Origin of the sequence: Peptoniphilus catoniae (genome assembly GCF_901447155.2) — a bacterium.
Taxonomy (GTDB): Bacteria; Bacillota; Clostridia; order Tissierellales; family Peptoniphilaceae; genus Peptoniphilus_E; species Peptoniphilus_E catoniae.
Genome location: NZ_LR588415.1, coordinates 141,064 through 157,210, shown reverse-complemented (window position 1 = coordinate 157,210; position 16,147 = coordinate 141,064). Strand labels below are relative to the sequence as shown.

The window sequence follows — 16,147 nt, the reverse complement described above, 5'->3', positions numbered from 1 at the left end:
TTGTAAAGTCGAAACCCTGGAATTGTAAATTAAGTGTAAAATAATTTACAATTTATGAAAGTTTGGTGAACACTGTATCTTTAATTTTTACTATGCTATAATATTGAAAAATATTGGAGGAATTATGCGAGAATTTTTAAAAAGAAAAAATATAATTGTATCCTGGAGGACATATTTTATTACAGCCTTGGGAGCCATGGCCTATGGACTATTTGCCTCACTCCTTGTAGGCACTATACTTAATACCATAGGAGAAGAATTTAATATTGACTTTCTAACCAAGACCCTTTGGCCTATAGCACAGGCTGCAACAGGTCCGGCTATAGCAGTTTCAATAGCCTATGCCCTTAAAGCACCTGATATGGTTTTATTTTCAAGTACCCTTATAGGTGTAGCAGGTTATGAACTTGGAGGTCCTATAGGAGTATTTGTTGCAACTATCTTTGGAGTTGAGTTTGGAAAAATTGTTTCCGGAGAAACTAAAATCGACATAGTTATAACACCTACTGTTACAGTCCTTTGCGGTATCCTTGTAGCTAACTTTATAGGCCCCTATATAGAATCTCTAATGATGAGATTTGGAAACCTCATAATGATTGCTACGGACCAGCAGCCTTTTATTATGGGTATACTTGTATCGGTTTTAGTTGGTCTTGCCCTTACCCTTCCCATATCTTCAGCAGCCCTTTGCATTATGCTTTCCCTAAGCGGACTTGCAGGAGGAGCCGCAACTGTTGGATGCTGTTCACAAATGGTAGGCTTTGCCGTTATATCCTTTAAGGATAATGGACTTGACGGACTTGTAGCACAAGGCCTCGGTACAAGTATGCTTCAAATGCCTAACATAATTAAAAATCACAAAATATGGATACCTCCCACACTGACATCGGCAATTCTAGGTCCCTTGGCAACAAGCGTATTTAAAATGGAAAACACTCCCTTAGGCTCAGGTATGGGTACCAGCGGTCTAGTAGGACAAATAGGTACCATTAATGCTATGGGCCAAGGCTTGCCTAAGTCCAGAATTTTTCTTCTTATTTTGATTTTGCACTTTGTTCTACCGGGGTTAATATCCTATTTTATCTATGTCTATATGAGAAGCAAGGGACTAATTAAAGACGGAGATATGAAATTAAAATAACTTTTAAATCAAATAAGAAAGGACTCACTTATCTATGGAATAAATGAGTCCTTTTTTAATACTTATGTATATAATCTTTCTCCTATATATGGCTTACTGATAAAATCAAATATTATTCTTCTATTAGTGATTACTTAAAACTTTATATGTACTAAAAAGAAGATTATAATTCTATTACATAAAATTATACTTATAAACCAGACCTTAATATAAAAAAAGAGAAATCCTTTTAGGACTTCTCTTATACTAATTCTATTATAGCTTTTTCAGCTCCGTCTCCACGACGATTGCCAAGCTTTAATATTCTTGTGTAGCCACCATTTCTTGATTCATATTTAGGTGCAATTTCAGTAAATAATTTTGTAACTACATCTTCACTATATAGGTAAGCTAGGGCCTGTCTTCTTGCGTGAAGATCTCCACGTTTGCCTAGTGTTATCATTTTTTCAGCCATTCTTTTTGTTTCTTTTGCTCTTGTTACTGTTGTTGTAATCCTTCCCTTGTCCAGAAGAGATGTTACAAGATTTCTAATCATGGCTTTTCTATGAGCAGTCGGGCGACCAAGCTTTCTTAGTTTTGCCATTAATAGCCCCTCCTTTATTCGTCTTCTTTTCTTAGACTTAAGCCTAATTCAGCGAGTTTATTTTCTACTTCTTCTAAGGATTTTTTACCTAGATTTCTGACTTTCATCATTTCCTCTTGAGTCTTTTGCATTAATTCGTCAACTGTGTTTATATTAGCTCTCTTTAAGCAGTTAAAGGATCTTACTGAAAGATCAAGTTCTTCTACTGTCATTTCAAGAACCTTTTCCTTCTTGTCTTCTTCCTTTTCCACCATTATGCTTACATCGTTTACATGCTCTGTAAGTTTAATAAAGAGATCAAGATGTTCAGTTAAAATTTTTGCGGCAAGTGATACTGCCTCGTCTGCAGCCATAGATCCGTCTGTTGTTACTTCAAGAATCAACTTATCATAGTCAGTTCTTTGTCCAACTCTTGTACCTTCAACCTTCCAATTAACTTTCTTAATTGGAGTATAGTTTGAATCTATTGGTATTATACTAATTTCAGAAATTTCATCTTTCTTTTCTTCAGACGGCTCATAACCTCTACCTCTTTCAATGGTAAGCTCCATATAAACATCGGCATCTTTATTAAGTGTAGCTATATGATGATCTGGATTTACAATTTCAATTTCAGGTCCTGCTATTATATCTGATGCAAGGATATCTCCTTCACCTGATTTTTCAATTGTAACCTTTACCGGCTCATCTCCATTATATTTAACAACTATGCCCTTGATGTTTAGTATTATTTGAGGTACGTCTTCAAGCACTCCGGGAATTGTGGAAAATTCATGTTCCACTCCCCTTATTTTAAGCATAGACACTGCAGCACCAGGAAGTGATGATAAAAGCACTCTTCTAAGAGAATTTCCTATGGTAATTCCAAATCCGCTTTCTAATGGTTCTACTACAAACTTTCCATAGACTCCGGACTCATCTAATTCAATTACTTCTATACTAGGTTTTTCAATTTCTATCATTGACTTACCCTCCTTTATGGGTTATTAGGAGCGTAAATAATTAAACTCTCCTGCGTTTAGGCGGTCTGCAACCATTGTGTGGAATCGGTGTAATATCCTTAATCATAGTTACCTCAAGTCCTGAAGCTTGAAGTGATCTTATTGCAGCTTCTCTTCCTGAACCCGGTCCTTTTACATATACTTCCACAGTTTTTAATCCATGTTCTTTTGCTTTATTTGCAGCTTCTTCTGCAGCTTCTTGAGCAGCAAAGGGTGTAGATTTTCTTGAACCTCTAAATCCAAGTTGACCGGCACTTGCCCAAGATATTACATTACCGCTCATGTCAGTTAGTGTAACCATAGTATTGTTAAATGTTGATGCTATGTGAGCTTGTCCTTTTTCTATGTTTTTACGTTCTCTTCTTCTAGTACGTGTAGTTTTTTGTTTCTTAGCCATAATCTACCTCCCTCCTTATTTTTTCTTAGCAGCTAATTTCTTTGGACCTTTTCTGGTTCTTGCATTGGTCTTTGTTCTTTGTCCTCTTACAGGAAGTCCTTTTCTATGTCTAAGGCCCCTATAACAGTTTATTTCTCTAAGCCTCTTTATATTCATTGCCACATCACGACGAAGATCTCCTTCTACGTGATACTTGTCAATTTCTTCTCTTATTCTTGCAAGCTCAGATTCTGTTAAGTCTTTTACCCTTGTATCAAAATCAACATCGGCATTCTTAAGAATCTCTTGAGATCTGCTTCTGCCTATTCCATAGATATAAGTAAGACCAATTTCAACGCGTTTTTCTCTGGGTAAGTCAATACCAGCAATTCTTGCCATTAATAGCCTCCTTATCCTTGTCTTTGTTTATGCTTCGGATTTTCGCAAATGACCATTACATGACCATTTCTTTTTATTATCTTACATTTTTCGCACATCTTTTTAACAGATGGTCTAACTTTCATTTTATCCCTCCTAATTTAGGGTTTATTTCTTTCTCCAGGTTATTCTGCCTCTGGTTAAATCATAAGGAGATAGTTCTACAGTTACCTTATCCCCAGGCAGTATTCTTATATAATTCATTCTTAACTTTCCGGAAATATGGGCAAGTATTATATGTCCATTTTCAAGTTTAACTTTAAAATTCGTATTTGGAAGTGCATCCACTACTACGCCTTCTACTTCAATTACGTCTTCTTTAGGCATTAATGTTCCTCCTCTTTAACTATAGTCCTTTAAACTTTTTCTAATATATGAATCATTTAAATCACTTTTGTCTATATCTATTAAATCTTTATATATTATCAGATGTTTCAGTTTCTTCTTTTTAGGTTTAGATAGTTTTCTAACCTTACCATCGACTATAGCTACATAGCTTTTGTCAAGGATTTCTTTTACTAAAAATACTGTACCTGCATCTCTACCGGCTTTTGATTTAACAACTTGACCAACCTTTATAAAAAAAGTTTTGTCCATAAATTATTTTTCTAAGCCTTTTACTATGTCTTCAGATACTTTTTTAATATCTCTTGAACCGTCGATATTTATCAAAAGTCCTTGCGCTGTATAGTAATCTAAAAGAGGAACTGTTTGATTCAAATATACACTTATTCTTTTTTCAACAGTTTCCTTAACGTCATCGTCTCTTTGAATCAAAGCTGTATTATCTTTATCGCAAACCCCTTCAACCTTAGGTGGATTATATTTAATGTGGTAAGTAGCACCACATGTCTTACATATTCTTCTTCCAACTGCTCTATCCACTAAAATTTCGCTGTCTACATCAATGTTTATTACTTTATCAAGTTTAGTTTCAAGCTTATCCAGCTGAGCATCAAGGCTTACAGCCTGTGCTACTGTCCTTGGAAAGCCATCAAGTAGAAAACCGTCTTTACAGTCATCTCTTGAAATTCTTTCCTGAACTATTTTTATTACCAACTCGTCCGGAACAAGTAATCCCTTATCCATATAGGACTTAGCTTTTTTGCCAAGTTCAGTTTGGTTTTTGATGTTTTCTCTAAAAATATCTCCAGTTGAAATATGAGGTATATTATATTTGTTTATAATAAATTCTGCTTGAGTTCCCTTACCTGCCCCTGGAGGTCCTAAAATAACTAACTTCATTATCTTTCCTCCTATTTATTAAGAAATCCTTTGTAGTGTCTCATAAGCATTTGTTGTTCCAATACCCTTGTAGTTTCAAGAACTACTCCGACTACTATTATTATAGACGTACCACCATAATTAAATGGAAGATGTGATATTCTTGTTAAAAATATCGGCAATATAGCAAGTATTGAAAGTGCTATTGCTCCAGGTAAACATAATCTGTTTACTGTTCTTTGTAAATAATCTGAAGTGGACTTTCCGGCACGTATTCCCGGGACAAATCCTCCGTTTTGTTGTAAGTTCTTTGAGTACTCAACTGTATTAAATTGAATAGCAGTATAAAAATAAGTAAAGAATATTATTAGTAATACAGTAAATACTACATAAAATATTGTTCCCGGCACTCCCTCTACTGTAAAAAACTTGGCAATTGTTCTTCTTGTTGATTCATTTTTAGTAAACCAAGCAATAGTTGTCGGTATAGAAACAATGGAACTTGCAAAGATCATAGGCATAACTCCACTCATAAGAACCTTTACAGGTATATGAGTTGATTGTCCGCCATACATTTTTCTTCCTACAACTCTTTTAGCGTATTGAACGGGAATTCTTCTTTCCCCTTCATTTAAGGCAACTACAAATACTACTATCAAGATAGCTATTAATAGAAATATTACTAAAAATATAGGACTTGCCTTTCCTGCCTTAACAAGAGTTACTGATCTCATTATATCTGTAGGAAATCTTGCGATTATACCTGCAAATATAAGAAGTGATATTCCGTTTCCTATTCCATGTTCAGTTATTTGCTCTCCAATCCATATTAGAAATGCTGAACCTGCTACTATTGATAAAACTACTACTGATTTTTCAAGTAATGTAGTTGCTACTACAGCTTCAGCGAAAAATCCAAAAGAAAATCCTATTGCTTGTACAAAAGCTATAACTATTGCAAGGTATCTTGTATACATTGCTATTTTCTTTCTTCCGGTTTCTCCTTCCTTTGACAATGCTTCCAATGAAGGAATGGCTATTGTCAAAAGCTGAATTACAATTGATGAAGTAATATATGGATATATGTTTGCAGCAAATATCGTAAATTTACTGAAGTTTCCTCCTGCCATCAAATCAAGTAAAGAGAATACTGTTTGACCTGTACTGCTATATAATTTCTGTACTATTTGCGCATTCATATAGGGTACAGTTATGTGTGATCCAAGTCTGTAGATCAACAACATAAAAAGTGTAAATAGCATTTTTTTGCGAAGTGATGGTATTTTCCAAGCATTCTTAAATGTGGAAATCATTAAATCACCTCTGCCCTTCCGCCGGCTGATTCAATTTTTTCTACAGCTGATTTAGAAAAACTGTGGGCTTTAACTGTAATCTTGGATTCAAGATTTCCATTTCCAAGAATTTTTATACCGTCTTTATTGTTTTTTACAATACCCATTTCTTTTAATATTTCAGGTGTTACTTCTGCCCCATCTTCAAATACATTTAAAGACGAAACATTTATTACATCATACTCTTTTTTAAATATGTTTGTAAAACCTCTCTTAGGTAGTCTTCTGAATAAAGGCATTTGGCCCCCTTCAAATCCAGGTCTTACTCCGCCGCCGCTTCTTGCGTTTTGTCCTTTATGTCCTCTTCCTGAAGTCTTTCCAAGTCCTGAACCTATACCTCTACCAAGTCTTTTTTTGGACTTTACTCCGCCGCCTTCAGCAGGTTTTAAATCGTGTAATTTCACCTTTCACACCTCCTTATTCTTCTATTTCAAGCATATAAGCAACTTGCTTAATCATTCCCCTAATTTGAGGATTGTCTTCATGTTCAATTACTTGTCCTAGTTTTGTAAATCCAAGTGCTTTTATTGTCTTCTTATGTGTTTTTATCTTTCCTATAGGGCTTTTTACTAATTTGATTTTCATAGTGCTTACCCCCTTATCCTAAAATTTCGTCAGCTGACTTATTCCTAAGTCTTGCTACAGATTCTACTGTTTTTAGTTCTGTTAAGGCTTTAATTGTAGCATTGACAATGTTTCTAGGATTATTTGATCCTATGTTTTTAGTGCGAATATCTGAAATTCCTGCAAGTTCGCAAACTGCACGCACTGCTCCACCGGCAATAACTCCAGTACCTGCCGGTGCTGGTTTTAGAAATACTTTCCCTGCACCAACTACTCCGGTTACCTCATGAGGGATAGAAGTATCCAATAGGTTGACTTTTACCAGGTGTTTTTTTGCATCTTGGGTTGCTTTTCTAATTGACTCGGGCACTTCAAGTGCTTTTCCAGTTCCTACTCCAACATGTCCGTTATGATCTCCAACTACTACAAGCGCTGAAAATCTAAAATTTCTACCGCCCTTAACAACCTTAGCTACTCTATTTATAGCAACTACTTTTTCTTCAAGGTCTAATTCTTGTGCATTGATTAATGAACGTTCCATTTTCCCCTCCTTTTTAGAATTTTAATCCGGCTTCTCTTGCTGCGTCAGCTAATGCTTTTATACGACCGTGATATATATATCCTGATCTGTCAAAAACTACATTTTCTATTCCTGCATCAAGAGCTCTTTGTGCAACTAACTTTCCAATTTCTTTAGCAGCTTCAATATTTTTTGTGCTTTCAAGATTTAATGATTTGTCAAGAGTTGAAGCTTGTACTAATGTATTTCCATTTTCATCGTCTATAATTTGTGCATAGATGTGTGCACTTGATCTAAATACTGAAAGTCTTGGGCAAGCTTTTGTTCCGGAGATTTTATTTCTGATTCTCTTGTGTCTTTTTATTCTCGTTGCGTTTTTATCAATTTTCTTTAACACTTTTTTTACTCCTTTCCTTACTTACCTGTCTTACCTACTTTACGTCTTATATATTCACCAACATACTTAATACCCTTGCCCTTGTAAGGTTCAGGTTCTCTGTAACTTCTGATTTTAGCGGCATAAGCTCCTACTTTTTGCTTGTCTATGCCTGAAATTATAATACTTGTAGGTGCAGGAACTTCTACTTCTATTCCCTCAGGATCTTCAAGTTCTAAAGGATGTGAGAAGCCAAGTGTTAAAGCGAGTTTCTTGCCGTTTTTAGCTGCTCTGTATCCAGTACCCACTATTTCAAGCTCTTTCTTGTAGCCTTCTGTTACACCTATTACCATATTTGCAATAAGTGTTCTTACAAGACCGTGCATTGATTTGCTTTTCTTGCTCTCATCAGGTCTTGTTACAATAATTTCTTGACCTTCCATTACTATTTTCATGTTAGGATCAAAAGTTTGTTTTAATTCTCCCTTAGGTCCCTTTACGGTTACTGTGTTATCTTCTATTTTAATATCTACACCGTTTGGGATTTCAATTGGTTTTTTACCTATTCTAGACATATTTCCTCCTAAATTACCAAACGTAGCAGATAACTTCTCCACCTACATTAGAGTTTCTAGCTTCTTTATCAGTAAGTATTCCCTTTGAAGTTGATATTATTGCAATACCTAATCCTCCAAGAACTTTAGGAATGTCGCTGCATTGAGCATAAACTCTAAGGCCAGGCTTTGAAATTCTCTTTATTCCGCTTATGACTTTTTCGTCATTTTCTCCGTATTTAAAATCTATTCTAATTACACCTTGTTTATCGTCATCTATAACTTCATAATTTTTAATATATCCTTCTCTTAACAGTATCTCGGATATTTCTTTTTTAATATTTGAAGCCGGAATATCAACAGATTTATGTTTTGCATTATTTGCATTTCTAATCCTAGTAAGCATATCTGCAATTGGGTCTGTCATCATATTAATTTGCCTCCCTTCCTGCTAATGGTTTCTTTACCAACTTGCTTTTTTAACTCCAGGAATTTGTCCCTTATATGCCAATTCTCTAAAGCAAATTCTGCAAATTCCATATTTTTGTAAAACGGAATGTGGTCTACCACATATATTACATCTTGTATATTCTCTTGAACTATACTTAGCTTTTCTCTTTTGCTTAGCTATCATTGATTTTTTTGCCACAAATGTTTCCTCCTATTTACTTAGCAAATGGCATTCCCATTTTGTCAAGGAAAGCTTTCGCTTCTTCATCGGTTTGTGCTGTAGTGACAATTATTATATCCATACCTCTTATAGAATCAACTTTGTCATATTCTATTTCAGGGAATATAAGTTGTTCCTTTAATCCAAGCGCATAGTTTCCTCTTCCGTCAAATGCCGTTGATTTAACTCCTCTAAAGTCTCTAACTCTTGGTAATGCAACATTCATTAGCTTGTCCAAAAAGTCATACATTCTGTCTCCACGAAGAGTTACCTTAACTCCAACCTTGTTACCTTCACGTAGCTTAAAGTTTGCTATTGACTTTTTAGCCTTCGTTACTACCGGTTTTTGTCCAGCAATTATAGTAAGATCATTTATAGCTGATTCAAGAGCTTTAGGATTGTCTTTTGCTTCACCTAATCCGATATTAATTACAACTTTTTCAAGTTTAGGAACTTCCATTATGTTTTTATATTCAAATTTTTCAAGTAGATAGTTTACTACTTCATTGTTATATTTTTCTTTTAATCTTGAAGTCATAGTCTACCTCCTTACTTTATTGCTTCATTATCGGATTTTTTAAATCTGATCTTTTTTCCGTCTTCTATTCTGTAACCGAGTCTTGTAGCCTTTCCTGTCTTTGTATCGTAGTACATTACATTAGACACATGAATCGGTGCTTCCTTTTTGTTTATTCCGCCGGGTTCTTGGGGACCTCTCGGTTTCATATGTTTTGTTACCATATTTACCTTTTCTACTATTACTTTATTTTGTTTAGGAAAGGTTTTTAGTATTTTACCGGTAGCTCCCTTGTCTTTTCCGGCAATTACTTTTACAGTATCGCCTGTTTTAATACGCATAATTACCTCCCATTAAAGTACTTCCGGTGCAAGGGAAATTATCCTCATGAAATTTCCGCTTCTTAATTCTCTGGTAACGGGCCCAAAGATACGAGTTCCTACCGGACTTCTGTCATCCTTTACTATTACTGCTGCATTGTCGTCAAACTTTATATATGAACCGTCTTTACGTCTGATTCCCTTACTTGTTCTAACAATTACCGCTTTAACTACAGAACCTTTTTTTACAACTCCTCCCGGAATTGCATTTTTAACAGAACAAACAACAATATCTCCTATATTTGCATTTCTTCTGTTAGTACCACCAAGTACTTTTATAACAAGTAGTTCTCTAGCTCCGGAATTATCAGCAACATTTAGTCTACTTTCTTGTTGAATCATGAGCTTTCCTCCTTCTAGAAATTATTTCGCTTTTTCAATAATATCTACTAATCTCCATCTCTTGTCCTTGCTTAGTGGTCTGGTTTCCATGATTTTTACTTTATCATTTATTCTACATTCATTATTTTCATCATGAGCCTTAAATTTAGTAGTTTTCTTAAATCTTTTTTTATAAATGGGATGAGTTACGAAAGTTTCAGTAGCTACAACTATTGTTTTATCCATTTTATCGCTTACTACTGTTCCTATAATAGTTTTTCTTTTGCTTTCTTCCATTATATTAAGCCTCCTTTCCCACTTCTAATTCACGTTCTTTTATTATAGTTTTTACTCTTGCTATATCTTTTTTTACCAGCTTTATGCTTGATGGATTATCAAGTTGACCAGTTGCGTGTCTGAATCTCAAGTTAAATAATTCGTTTTTAAGTTCGTTAACTTTCTTTGTAAGTTCTTCACTTGACATTTGACGAATTTCTTTAGTCTTCATTTGATTCACCATCCTTTTCTCTCATAACAATTTTTGTCTTTATAGGAAGCTTCATCGCTGCAAGTCTAATAGCTTCTTTTGCGATTTCATCGGAAACTCCGCTCATTTCAAACATTATACGTCCGGGCTTTACTACTGATACCCAGTATTCAGGAGCTCCCTTACCTGAACCCATACGAGTTTCCGCAGGCTTTTCAGTAACAGGTTTGTCCGGGAATATCTTTATCCAGATATTTCCACCTCTTTTTATATATCTAGTCATAGCACGACGAGCTGCTTCTATTTGATTCGAAGTAATCCAAGCCGGCTCAAGAGCTTGTAGACCGTATTCTCCATAAGTAAGACTGTTTCCACGAAGTGCTTTACCCTTCATTCTGCCTCTGTGAACTCTACGATACTTTACTCTTTTAGGCATTAACATATTTGTTTCCTCCTCTCATCTACAGGATTAATTTTCGCTTTTGGTCCTTTGGTTGTTTCTTGGACCTCTGTTTCTATTATCTCTGTTTCTGTTGTTTCTATTATCTCTATTTTGAGGTTTTCTTCTCTTAAAATCTCTTCTCTTATCTTTTTGTTTTACTTGGGGAAGAACTTCTCCCTTGTATAGCCATACTTTTATTCCAAGCTTTCCATAAGTTGTATCAGCTTCGGCAAATCCGTAGTCAATATCAGCTCTTAGTGTTTGAAGAGGAATTGTTCCTTCTGAATATCCTTCTGTTCTTGCCATGTCTGCTCCGCCTACACGACCTGAAACTGAAGTTTTAATTCCCTTTGCTCCGGCTCTCATTGTTCTTTGAATTGCTTGCTTCATAGCACGTCTGAAAGATACTCTTCTTTCAAGTGATTCTGCTATGGATTCTGCAACTAATTGAGCATCAAGGTCTTGAACTTTGATTTCTTCAACATTTATTACAATGCTTTTGCCTGTAAGTTTTTCAAGATCTTTTCTAAGTTCTTCAACTCCTGTACCGCCTCTTCCAATTACCATTCCTGGTTTTGCAGTTGAAATTGAAAGTTTAATTTTCTTTGATGCTCTTTCAATATTTATTCTTGAAATTCCCGCTGTATATAATTTTTCTTTTACATATTTACGAATTTTATTATCTTCTAATAACAAATCTGCGAATTCTTTTTTATTTGCATACCATTTTGAATCCCAGTCTTTTATTATTCCAACACGTAGTCCGTGAGGATTAACTTTTTGGCCCATTATTCACCCTCCTTATTCTGCTTCTGCAACTACTACACCGATATGACTTGATCTTTTTAGAATTGGATATGCCATACCTTTTGCCTTTGGACGAAATCTTTTCATTGTAGGACCGTCGTTTGCGTATGCTTTTACTACATAAAGATTGTCTCTATTTAAATTTAAGTTGTTTTCAGCGTTCGCTACTGCAGAATTAAGCACCTTGTAAAGTTCTTTTGCTCCTCTTTTAGGAGTGAACTTTAGGATAGAAAGGGCTTCATCTACTTGCTTTCCGCGAATTTCAGCGCATATATAATTCACTTTTAGAGGTGAAATTCTAACATATTTTGCAATTGCTCTTGCTTGCATATTTTTCCCCTTTCTTTCTACTTCACGTCTGTGGTCTTTTCACTTTTGCCGGTGTGGCTTCTGAAGGTTCTTGTCGGTACAAACTCTCCAAGCTTATGTCCTACCATATCTTCTGTTATATATACGGGAACATGCTTTCTACCGTCATGTACCGCTATTGTATGTGATATCATTTCCGGAAATATAGTGGAGCGGCGAGACCATGTTTTAATAACTTTCTTTTCGTTTTTTTCGTTTAAAGCGTCTATTTTCTTTAGCAGATGTTCGTCTGCGAAAGGACCTTTTTTAACTGATCTACTCATTTTTTACCTCCCCTTACTTTGTTCTTCTTCTAACTATATACATGTTGCTCTTTTTGTTTTTCTTTCTTGTCTTAAGTCCAAGAGCCGGTTTACCCCAAGGAGTTACTGGTGAAGGTCTACCAATAGGTGCTCTTCCTTCTCCACCGCCGTGTGGGTGGTCTACAGGGTTCATTGCTGATCCTCTTACATGAGGTCTTTTTCCCTTATATCTTGATTTGCCGGCTTTACCTAAAACTATAAGCTCATGTGTAAGGTTTCCTACTTGTCCGATTGTAGCTTTACAATCAAGTAGTACAAGTCTAAATTCTCCTGAAGGTAAACGAAGTTGAGCATACTTGTTTTCTTTAGCCATAAGCTGTGCTGATGCTCCTGCGGATCTTGCTATTTGACCGCCCTTTCCGGGAAGCATTTCTATGTTGTGTACTACTGTACCTATAGGTATGTCTCTAAGTCTTAAAGCGTTACCTGTCTTAATATCCGCTTCTTGACCTGATTCAACTACATCCCCAACTTTTAATCCGTTAGGTGCTATAATGTATCTTTTTTCTCCATCTACATAGTTTAGAAGTGCAATATAGCTTGTTCTATAAGGATCATATTCAATTGATGCAACTCTTGCAGGTATATTGTCCTTATCTCTTTTAAAATCTATAATTCTGTATCTTCTCTTAGCTCCGCCACCTCTGTGTCTTGAGGTTATTCTACCGTAAGAGTTTCTTCCGGAGCTTCTATTAAGATTTATTGTAAGACTCTTTTCAGGAGTCTTTTTTGTTATCTCTTCAAATGTTGAGACAGTCATCTGTCTTAATGCAGGAGAAGTTGGTTTAAATCCTCTAATTGCCATCCTTTTACCTCCTTATTATTCCATTCCTTCGAAAAATTCAATAGGTTTTGAACTTTCTTTTAATTTAACAATAGCTTTTTTCCATGAAGCACGTCTTCCTTGATGTGCTCCTTGTCTTTTCAGTTTTCCATACATATTCATGGTGTTCACTGATTCAACCTCTACACCGAAAATTTCTTCAATGGCTTTTTTGATTTCAGGTTTTGTAGCTGTCTTTTCAACTTGGAAAGTGTATTTTCTTTCTTCTATAAGCTCCATACTTTTTTCTGTAATAATGGGCTTTCTTATAAGATCAAAATTACTCATTAATTGAACACCTCCTCAATAACTCTTAAAGCGTCTTTAGTAATTACTAAAGAGTCATATTTTAATATATCGTATACATTTATGTTTTCAGCCATAGTTGTTTTTACATTTGCTATATTGTTTGATGCTCTTCTTAAAGACTCATCATTTCCCGGTAAAACTACTAAAGCCTTTTTCTTTGCCTTAATATTGTCAAGAACCTTTACAAAGTTCTTTGTTTTTGCTTCATCAAGTTTAAAATCATCAACTATAATAAGCTCGTTTTCCTTAACCTTTGAAGTAAGAACGCTTTTAAGAGCAAGTCTTCTAACCTTCTTTGGAGTGGTGTAAGAGTAATCTCTAGGCTTCTTTGCAAAAACAATTCCGCCGCCTCTCCATTGAGGTGATCTGATACTTCCTTGTCTTGCACGGCCTGTACCCTTTTGTCTCCAAGGTTTCCTTCCGCCTCCACGTACTTCTGCACGTGTCTTTGCACTATGTGTACCTTGTCTTCTGTTTGCTAAAATATTTTTTACTACAAGATATACAGCATGCTCATTTATTTCAACATCAAATAATTCTTCATTTAATTCAATTTCTTCTATGGCTTGTCCATCCATATTTAAAACAGAAATCTTAGGCATTTATAACACCCTCCTTTCACTACTTACTGGTCTTAACAGTTTCTTTTACTATTACTGTACCCTTCTTAGGTCCGGGAATTGCTCCCTTAACAAGAATAAGGTTTTTATCTAAATCTATTTTTATGATTTCAAGGTTTTGTACGGTAACTTTTTCGTTGCCCATCTTACCTGCCATTCTGTGGTTCTTAAAAACCTTTCCCGGATAAGTTGCAGCTCCCATACCGCCGGGCATTCTGTGGAACTTTGAGCCGTGAGATTCTCTACCACGACCGAAACCGTGTCTTTTTACAACACCTTGAGTTCCTTTACCCTTGGAAGTACCTGTAACATCTACAAATTCTCCCTGGTTAAACAAGTCAACCTTGATTTCATCTCCTATATTAAAGTCATCAGGATTTTCAGTTCTGAATTCTTTAATATGTTTTTTGTACTCTACGCCTGCTTTATCAAAGTGTCCCTTAAGCGGTTTGTTAACTCTTCTTTCTTTAACATAACCGGTAGCTACTTGGATTGAATTATATCCATCAACATCAGTTGTTTTCTTTTGAATTACTACATTAGGCTCAGCTTCAATAACTGTTACAGGAGTAACAACGCCTTGTTCATCAAAGATTTGGGTCATACCAATCTTTTTACCAATTAATAGTTTCAATATTTACCTCCTAAAATTTACAGCGGATTGTCATACAATCTTATAAAGAACAATTATTATAGCTTAATTTCTATATCAACGCCTGCCGGCAAGTTGAGTTTCATAAGTGAGTCTACAGTCTTTTGATTCGGATTTACAATATCAATAAGACGTTTATGTGTTCTTTGTTCGAATTGTTCTCTTGAATCCTTATACTTATGAACAGCTCTTAGTATAGTGATAATTTCCTTTTCAGTAGGTAGCGGTATAGGCCCTGATACAACAGCACCGGTTTGTTTTGCCGCTTCAACTATCCTTGTAGCTGAATTATCCAACAGTTCATAATCATAAGCTTTAAGTTTGATTCTTATTTTTTGTTTGCCATTATTTGACATACTTTCCCTCCTATTCGCTAAAAACATTTGCGAGTAAGGTTATTGATAAACGCACCCCGGTGTTTCATGGTGTGCATTAAAAAAGAAAAAATAACCTACGCCCGAGTCTTGCCCGAACTTCTCATCCATAATTACCTTGAATTCCTTTTTTCCGCAAAATTCAAGCAACTTATGGAATCATCGCAACTAATCTATTTCAAACGCTTTAATATTATATAAAAGACTTTGACATTTGTAAAGGAAATTTTGCAAATTTCTTTATACTTTTCAAAATTTTTTATTTACACCCTCTGTATTTTATAAAAAATTATAAATTGACTATAAGTCCAAATAAAAAAGGATGAACAAATGAGCTTCAGCAAATTGACAAGGCTTAAAAATATAAATAAATCTTCTTATAAATAAGAAAGCATTACTTATTTACTGTCAAAATGTGAAAAGATAAATATTCATCCTTAGTCTATTAAATTATTCTTTAGACTTTCCTACACCAAATTTGGAAAATCATTTTGTCTTAAGGCTTCATATAAAACTATATTTGCGGAGTTGGCAAGATTAAGCGACCTTTTCAACTCCCCTATCATAGGTATCCTTATGCACCTACCGGGATATCTTTTAAGTATATCCTCAGGTATCCCCCTAGTTTCAGGGCCAAACATTATAAAGTCCCCATCCTTATATTTAACTTGGGAATAGTTGTTCCTGGTCTTAGTAGTGGAGTAGTAAATACAAATATCGGTGTTTTTTCTTAAAAAATCTTCATAGTCATCATAGACTGTAAGATCCAAATACTTCCAGTAATCAAGACCTGCTCTTTTTAAAGCCTTATCGCTTATGGAAAATCCCAGGGGTTTTATAAGATGAAGTCTGCTTCTTGTAAGGACACAGGTTCTTGCAATAGCACCGGTATTGTGAGGTATTTCAGGTTCATATAAAACTACATTAAACAAGTTATCATCTCCG

32 protein-coding genes are annotated in these 16,147 nt (G+C 35.1%); 1 reads left to right on the top strand and 31 read right to left on the bottom strand.

All coding sequences use genetic code 11. The annotated features are described in order from the left end of the window. Positions 1-124 precede the first annotated feature (124 nt). Positions 125-1,141 carry a PTS sugar transporter subunit IIC gene (locus tag PEPCATONIAE_RS05485; RefSeq protein ID WP_138160079.1) on the top strand — a complete coding sequence of 339 codons (1,017 nt, stop codon included), beginning with the start codon at positions 125-127 and terminating at the stop codon, positions 1,139-1,141. 241 nt (positions 1,142-1,382) lie between these two features. Here PEPCATONIAE_RS05485 and rplQ read toward each other — a convergent pair whose 3' ends face one another. The 31 genes from rplQ to PEPCATONIAE_RS05330 form a co-directional block, all read right to left on the bottom strand. Further along, positions 1,383-1,724: a 50S ribosomal protein L17 gene (rplQ, locus tag PEPCATONIAE_RS05480; protein WP_138160077.1), complete on the bottom strand. Its 342-nt coding sequence runs from the start codon at positions 1,722-1,724 to the stop codon at positions 1,383-1,385. Between the two features lie 14 nt (positions 1,725-1,738). Further along, positions 1,739-2,686 carry a DNA-directed RNA polymerase subunit alpha gene (locus tag PEPCATONIAE_RS05475; RefSeq protein WP_138160075.1) on the bottom strand — a complete coding sequence of 316 codons (948 nt, stop codon included), beginning with the start codon at positions 2,684-2,686 and terminating at the stop codon, positions 1,739-1,741. 40 nt (positions 2,687-2,726) lie between these two features. Further along, positions 2,727-3,122 (bottom strand): 30S ribosomal protein S11, encoded by a 396-nt coding sequence (gene rpsK, locus PEPCATONIAE_RS05470; protein ID WP_138160073.1) that lies wholly within the window; start codon positions 3,120-3,122, stop codon positions 2,727-2,729. 15 nt (positions 3,123-3,137) lie between these two features. After that, on the bottom strand, positions 3,138-3,500 hold the full coding sequence (gene rpsM / locus PEPCATONIAE_RS05465; RefSeq protein ID WP_138160071.1) for a 30S ribosomal protein S13: 363 nt from the start codon (positions 3,498-3,500) through the stop codon (positions 3,138-3,140). 11 nt (positions 3,501-3,511) lie between these two features. Continuing rightward, positions 3,512-3,625 carry a 50S ribosomal protein L36 gene (gene rpmJ / locus PEPCATONIAE_RS05460; RefSeq protein WP_138160069.1) on the bottom strand — a complete coding sequence of 38 codons (114 nt, stop codon included), beginning with the start codon at positions 3,623-3,625 and terminating at the stop codon, positions 3,512-3,514. A gap of 22 nt (positions 3,626-3,647) precedes the next feature. Further along, positions 3,648-3,866 (bottom strand): translation initiation factor IF-1, encoded by a 219-nt coding sequence (infA, locus tag PEPCATONIAE_RS05455; protein ID WP_138160067.1) that lies wholly within the window; start codon positions 3,864-3,866, stop codon positions 3,648-3,650. A 15-nt stretch (positions 3,867-3,881) separates the two neighbouring features. After that, positions 3,882-4,136, bottom strand: coding sequence for a KOW domain-containing RNA-binding protein (locus PEPCATONIAE_RS05450; RefSeq protein ID WP_138160065.1), 255 nt, complete (start codon positions 4,134-4,136; stop codon positions 3,882-3,884). Between the two features lie 3 nt (positions 4,137-4,139). Beyond that, positions 4,140-4,784, bottom strand: coding sequence for an adenylate kinase (locus PEPCATONIAE_RS05445; protein ID WP_138160063.1), 645 nt, complete (start codon positions 4,782-4,784; stop codon positions 4,140-4,142). Between the two features lie 11 nt (positions 4,785-4,795). Then, positions 4,796-6,076 carry a preprotein translocase subunit SecY gene (gene secY / locus PEPCATONIAE_RS05440; RefSeq protein WP_138160061.1) on the bottom strand — a complete coding sequence of 427 codons (1,281 nt, stop codon included), beginning with the start codon at positions 6,074-6,076 and terminating at the stop codon, positions 4,796-4,798. Continuing rightward, entirely contained in the window at positions 6,076-6,519 is a 444-nt protein-coding gene (gene rplO, locus PEPCATONIAE_RS05435) for a 50S ribosomal protein L15 (protein ID WP_138160059.1), read from the bottom strand. Before rplO ends, secY begins: the two co-directional genes overlap by 1 nt. Before the next feature lie 13 nt (positions 6,520-6,532). Further along, positions 6,533-6,700, bottom strand: coding sequence for a 50S ribosomal protein L30 (rpmD, locus tag PEPCATONIAE_RS05430; protein ID WP_138160057.1), 168 nt, complete (start codon positions 6,698-6,700; stop codon positions 6,533-6,535). Between the two features lie 13 nt (positions 6,701-6,713). Beyond that, the gene (gene rpsE, locus PEPCATONIAE_RS05425) at positions 6,714-7,220 is read right to left on the bottom strand and encodes a 30S ribosomal protein S5 (protein ID WP_138160055.1); all 507 of its coding nucleotides are present in this window, start codon (positions 7,218-7,220) and stop codon (positions 6,714-6,716) included. Between the two features lie 13 nt (positions 7,221-7,233). Then, entirely contained in the window at positions 7,234-7,596 is a 363-nt protein-coding gene (rplR, locus tag PEPCATONIAE_RS05420; RefSeq protein ID WP_138160053.1) for a 50S ribosomal protein L18, read from the bottom strand. Between the two features lie 17 nt (positions 7,597-7,613). Continuing rightward, positions 7,614-8,150, bottom strand: a complete 537-nt coding sequence (gene rplF, locus PEPCATONIAE_RS05415) for a 50S ribosomal protein L6 (protein ID WP_138160051.1) — start codon at positions 8,148-8,150, stop codon at positions 7,614-7,616. 13 nt (positions 8,151-8,163) lie between these two features. Then, on the bottom strand, positions 8,164-8,559 hold the full coding sequence (gene rpsH / locus PEPCATONIAE_RS05410; protein WP_138160049.1) for a 30S ribosomal protein S8: 396 nt from the start codon (positions 8,557-8,559) through the stop codon (positions 8,164-8,166). A 33-nt stretch (positions 8,560-8,592) separates the two neighbouring features. Next, a complete protein-coding gene (locus PEPCATONIAE_RS05405) occupies positions 8,593-8,778 on the bottom strand; it encodes a type Z 30S ribosomal protein S14 (RefSeq protein WP_138160047.1) in 186 nt (61 codons plus the stop codon). Between the two features lie 16 nt (positions 8,779-8,794). Further along, positions 8,795-9,337 carry a 50S ribosomal protein L5 gene (gene rplE, locus PEPCATONIAE_RS05400; RefSeq protein ID WP_138160045.1) on the bottom strand — a complete coding sequence of 181 codons (543 nt, stop codon included), beginning with the start codon at positions 9,335-9,337 and terminating at the stop codon, positions 8,795-8,797. Positions 9,338-9,348: 11 nt separating this feature from the next. Beyond that, positions 9,349-9,657: a 50S ribosomal protein L24 gene (rplX, locus tag PEPCATONIAE_RS05395; protein ID WP_138160043.1), complete on the bottom strand. Its 309-nt coding sequence runs from the start codon at positions 9,655-9,657 to the stop codon at positions 9,349-9,351. Between the two features lie 12 nt (positions 9,658-9,669). Next, a complete protein-coding gene (gene rplN, locus PEPCATONIAE_RS05390) occupies positions 9,670-10,038 on the bottom strand; it encodes a 50S ribosomal protein L14 (RefSeq protein WP_138160041.1) in 369 nt (122 codons plus the stop codon). A gap of 21 nt (positions 10,039-10,059) precedes the next feature. Further along, positions 10,060-10,314: a 30S ribosomal protein S17 gene (gene rpsQ / locus PEPCATONIAE_RS05385; protein ID WP_138160039.1), complete on the bottom strand. Its 255-nt coding sequence runs from the start codon at positions 10,312-10,314 to the stop codon at positions 10,060-10,062. A 4-nt stretch (positions 10,315-10,318) separates the two neighbouring features. Then, a complete protein-coding gene (rpmC, locus tag PEPCATONIAE_RS05380; protein ID WP_138160037.1) occupies positions 10,319-10,525 on the bottom strand; it encodes a 50S ribosomal protein L29 in 207 nt (68 codons plus the stop codon). Further along, entirely contained in the window at positions 10,515-10,946 is a 432-nt protein-coding gene (gene rplP / locus PEPCATONIAE_RS05375) for a 50S ribosomal protein L16 (RefSeq protein ID WP_138160035.1), read from the bottom strand. Before rplP ends, rpmC begins: the two co-directional genes overlap by 11 nt. 27 nt (positions 10,947-10,973) lie before the next feature. Further along, the gene (rpsC, locus tag PEPCATONIAE_RS05370; RefSeq protein WP_138160033.1) at positions 10,974-11,735 is read right to left on the bottom strand and encodes a 30S ribosomal protein S3; all 762 of its coding nucleotides are present in this window, start codon (positions 11,733-11,735) and stop codon (positions 10,974-10,976) included. A 12-nt stretch (positions 11,736-11,747) separates the two neighbouring features. Then, the gene (gene rplV, locus PEPCATONIAE_RS05365; RefSeq protein WP_138160031.1) at positions 11,748-12,083 is read right to left on the bottom strand and encodes a 50S ribosomal protein L22; all 336 of its coding nucleotides are present in this window, start codon (positions 12,081-12,083) and stop codon (positions 11,748-11,750) included. A gap of 17 nt (positions 12,084-12,100) precedes the next feature. Continuing rightward, positions 12,101-12,385 carry a 30S ribosomal protein S19 gene (gene rpsS, locus PEPCATONIAE_RS05360; RefSeq protein ID WP_138160029.1) on the bottom strand — a complete coding sequence of 95 codons (285 nt, stop codon included), beginning with the start codon at positions 12,383-12,385 and terminating at the stop codon, positions 12,101-12,103. Positions 12,386-12,398: 13 nt separating this feature from the next. Continuing rightward, positions 12,399-13,229, bottom strand: a complete 831-nt coding sequence (gene rplB, locus PEPCATONIAE_RS05355) for a 50S ribosomal protein L2 (protein ID WP_138160027.1) — start codon at positions 13,227-13,229, stop codon at positions 12,399-12,401. Positions 13,230-13,244: 15 nt separating this feature from the next. Beyond that, positions 13,245-13,535 carry a 50S ribosomal protein L23 gene (gene rplW, locus PEPCATONIAE_RS05350; RefSeq protein ID WP_138160025.1) on the bottom strand — a complete coding sequence of 97 codons (291 nt, stop codon included), beginning with the start codon at positions 13,533-13,535 and terminating at the stop codon, positions 13,245-13,247. Further along, entirely contained in the window at positions 13,535-14,158 is a 624-nt protein-coding gene (gene rplD, locus PEPCATONIAE_RS05345) for a 50S ribosomal protein L4 (RefSeq protein ID WP_138160023.1), read from the bottom strand. Before rplD ends, rplW begins: the two co-directional genes overlap by 1 nt. Positions 14,159-14,177: 19 nt before the next feature. After that, on the bottom strand, positions 14,178-14,810 hold the full coding sequence (gene rplC, locus PEPCATONIAE_RS05340) for a 50S ribosomal protein L3 (protein WP_138160021.1): 633 nt from the start codon (positions 14,808-14,810) through the stop codon (positions 14,178-14,180). Positions 14,811-14,866: 56 nt separating this feature from the next. Then, positions 14,867-15,184 (bottom strand): 30S ribosomal protein S10, encoded by a 318-nt coding sequence (rpsJ, locus tag PEPCATONIAE_RS05335; RefSeq protein ID WP_138160019.1) that lies wholly within the window; start codon positions 15,182-15,184, stop codon positions 14,867-14,869. Between the two features lie 485 nt (positions 15,185-15,669). Next, a complete protein-coding gene (locus tag PEPCATONIAE_RS05330) occupies positions 15,670-16,134 on the bottom strand; it encodes a tRNA (cytidine(34)-2'-O)-methyltransferase (RefSeq protein WP_138160017.1) in 465 nt (154 codons plus the stop codon). Positions 16,135-16,147 lie beyond the last annotated feature (13 nt).

Excerpts from the sequence above, each read along its gene's own strand:
- PEPCATONIAE_RS05485 (WP_138160079.1), top strand. The coding sequence starts at position 125 with ATGCGAGAATTTTTAAAAAGAAAAAATATAATTGTATCCTGGAGGACA.
- rplQ (WP_138160077.1), bottom strand. The coding sequence starts at position 1,724 with ATGGCAAAACTAAGAAAGCTTGGTCGCCCGACTGCTCATAGAAAAGCC.
- PEPCATONIAE_RS05475 (WP_138160075.1), bottom strand. The coding sequence starts at position 2,686 with ATGATAGAAATTGAAAAACCTAGTATAGAAGTAATTGAATTAGATGAG.
- rpsK (WP_138160073.1), bottom strand. The coding sequence starts at position 3,122 with ATGGCTAAGAAACAAAAAACTACACGTACTAGAAGAAGAGAACGTAAA.
- rpsM (WP_138160071.1), bottom strand. The coding sequence starts at position 3,500 with ATGGCAAGAATTGCTGGTATTGACTTACCCAGAGAAAAACGCGTTGAA.
- rpmJ (WP_138160069.1), bottom strand. The coding sequence starts at position 3,625 with ATGAAAGTTAGACCATCTGTTAAAAAGATGTGCGAAAAATGTAAGATA.
- infA (WP_138160067.1), bottom strand. The coding sequence starts at position 3,866 with ATGCCTAAAGAAGACGTAATTGAAGTAGAAGGCGTAGTAGTGGATGCA.
- PEPCATONIAE_RS05450 (WP_138160065.1), bottom strand. The coding sequence starts at position 4,136 with ATGGACAAAACTTTTTTTATAAAGGTTGGTCAAGTTGTTAAATCAAAA.
- PEPCATONIAE_RS05445 (WP_138160063.1), bottom strand. The coding sequence starts at position 4,784 with ATGAAGTTAGTTATTTTAGGACCTCCAGGGGCAGGTAAGGGAACTCAA.
- secY (WP_138160061.1), bottom strand. The coding sequence starts at position 6,076 with ATGATTTCCACATTTAAGAATGCTTGGAAAATACCATCACTTCGCAAA.
- rpmD (WP_138160057.1), bottom strand. The coding sequence starts at position 6,700 with ATGAAAATCAAATTAGTAAAAAGCCCTATAGGAAAGATAAAAACACAT.
- rpsE (WP_138160055.1), bottom strand. The coding sequence starts at position 7,220 with ATGGAACGTTCATTAATCAATGCACAAGAATTAGACCTTGAAGAAAAA.
- rplF (WP_138160051.1), bottom strand. The coding sequence starts at position 8,150 with ATGTCTAGAATAGGTAAAAAACCAATTGAAATCCCAAACGGTGTAGAT.
- rpsH (WP_138160049.1), bottom strand. The coding sequence starts at position 8,559 with ATGATGACAGACCCAATTGCAGATATGCTTACTAGGATTAGAAATGCA.
- rplE (WP_138160045.1), bottom strand. The coding sequence starts at position 9,337 with ATGACTTCAAGATTAAAAGAAAAATATAACAATGAAGTAGTAAACTAT.
- rplX (WP_138160043.1), bottom strand. The coding sequence starts at position 9,657 with ATGCGTATTAAAACAGGCGATACTGTAAAAGTAATTGCCGGAAAAGAC.
- rplN (WP_138160041.1), bottom strand. The coding sequence starts at position 10,038 with ATGATTCAACAAGAAAGTAGACTAAATGTTGCTGATAATTCCGGAGCT.
- rpsQ (WP_138160039.1), bottom strand. The coding sequence starts at position 10,314 with ATGGAAGAAAGCAAAAGAAAAACTATTATAGGAACAGTAGTAAGCGAT.
- rpmC (WP_138160037.1), bottom strand. The coding sequence starts at position 10,525 with ATGAAGACTAAAGAAATTCGTCAAATGTCAAGTGAAGAACTTACAAAG.
- rplP (WP_138160035.1), bottom strand. The coding sequence starts at position 10,946 with ATGTTAATGCCTAAAAGAGTAAAGTATCGTAGAGTTCACAGAGGCAGA.
- rpsC (WP_138160033.1), bottom strand. The coding sequence starts at position 11,735 with ATGGGCCAAAAAGTTAATCCTCACGGACTACGTGTTGGAATAATAAAA.
- rplV (WP_138160031.1), bottom strand. The coding sequence starts at position 12,083 with ATGCAAGCAAGAGCAATTGCAAAATATGTTAGAATTTCACCTCTAAAA.
- rpsS (WP_138160029.1), bottom strand. The coding sequence starts at position 12,385 with ATGAGTAGATCAGTTAAAAAAGGTCCTTTCGCAGACGAACATCTGCTA.
- rplB (WP_138160027.1), bottom strand. The coding sequence starts at position 13,229 with ATGGCAATTAGAGGATTTAAACCAACTTCTCCTGCATTAAGACAGATG.
- rplW (WP_138160025.1), bottom strand. The coding sequence starts at position 13,535 with ATGAGTAATTTTGATCTTATAAGAAAGCCCATTATTACAGAAAAAAGT.
- rplD (WP_138160023.1), bottom strand. The coding sequence starts at position 14,158 with ATGCCTAAGATTTCTGTTTTAAATATGGATGGACAAGCCATAGAAGAA.
- rpsJ (WP_138160019.1), bottom strand. The coding sequence starts at position 15,184 with ATGTCAAATAATGGCAAACAAAAAATAAGAATCAAACTTAAAGCTTAT.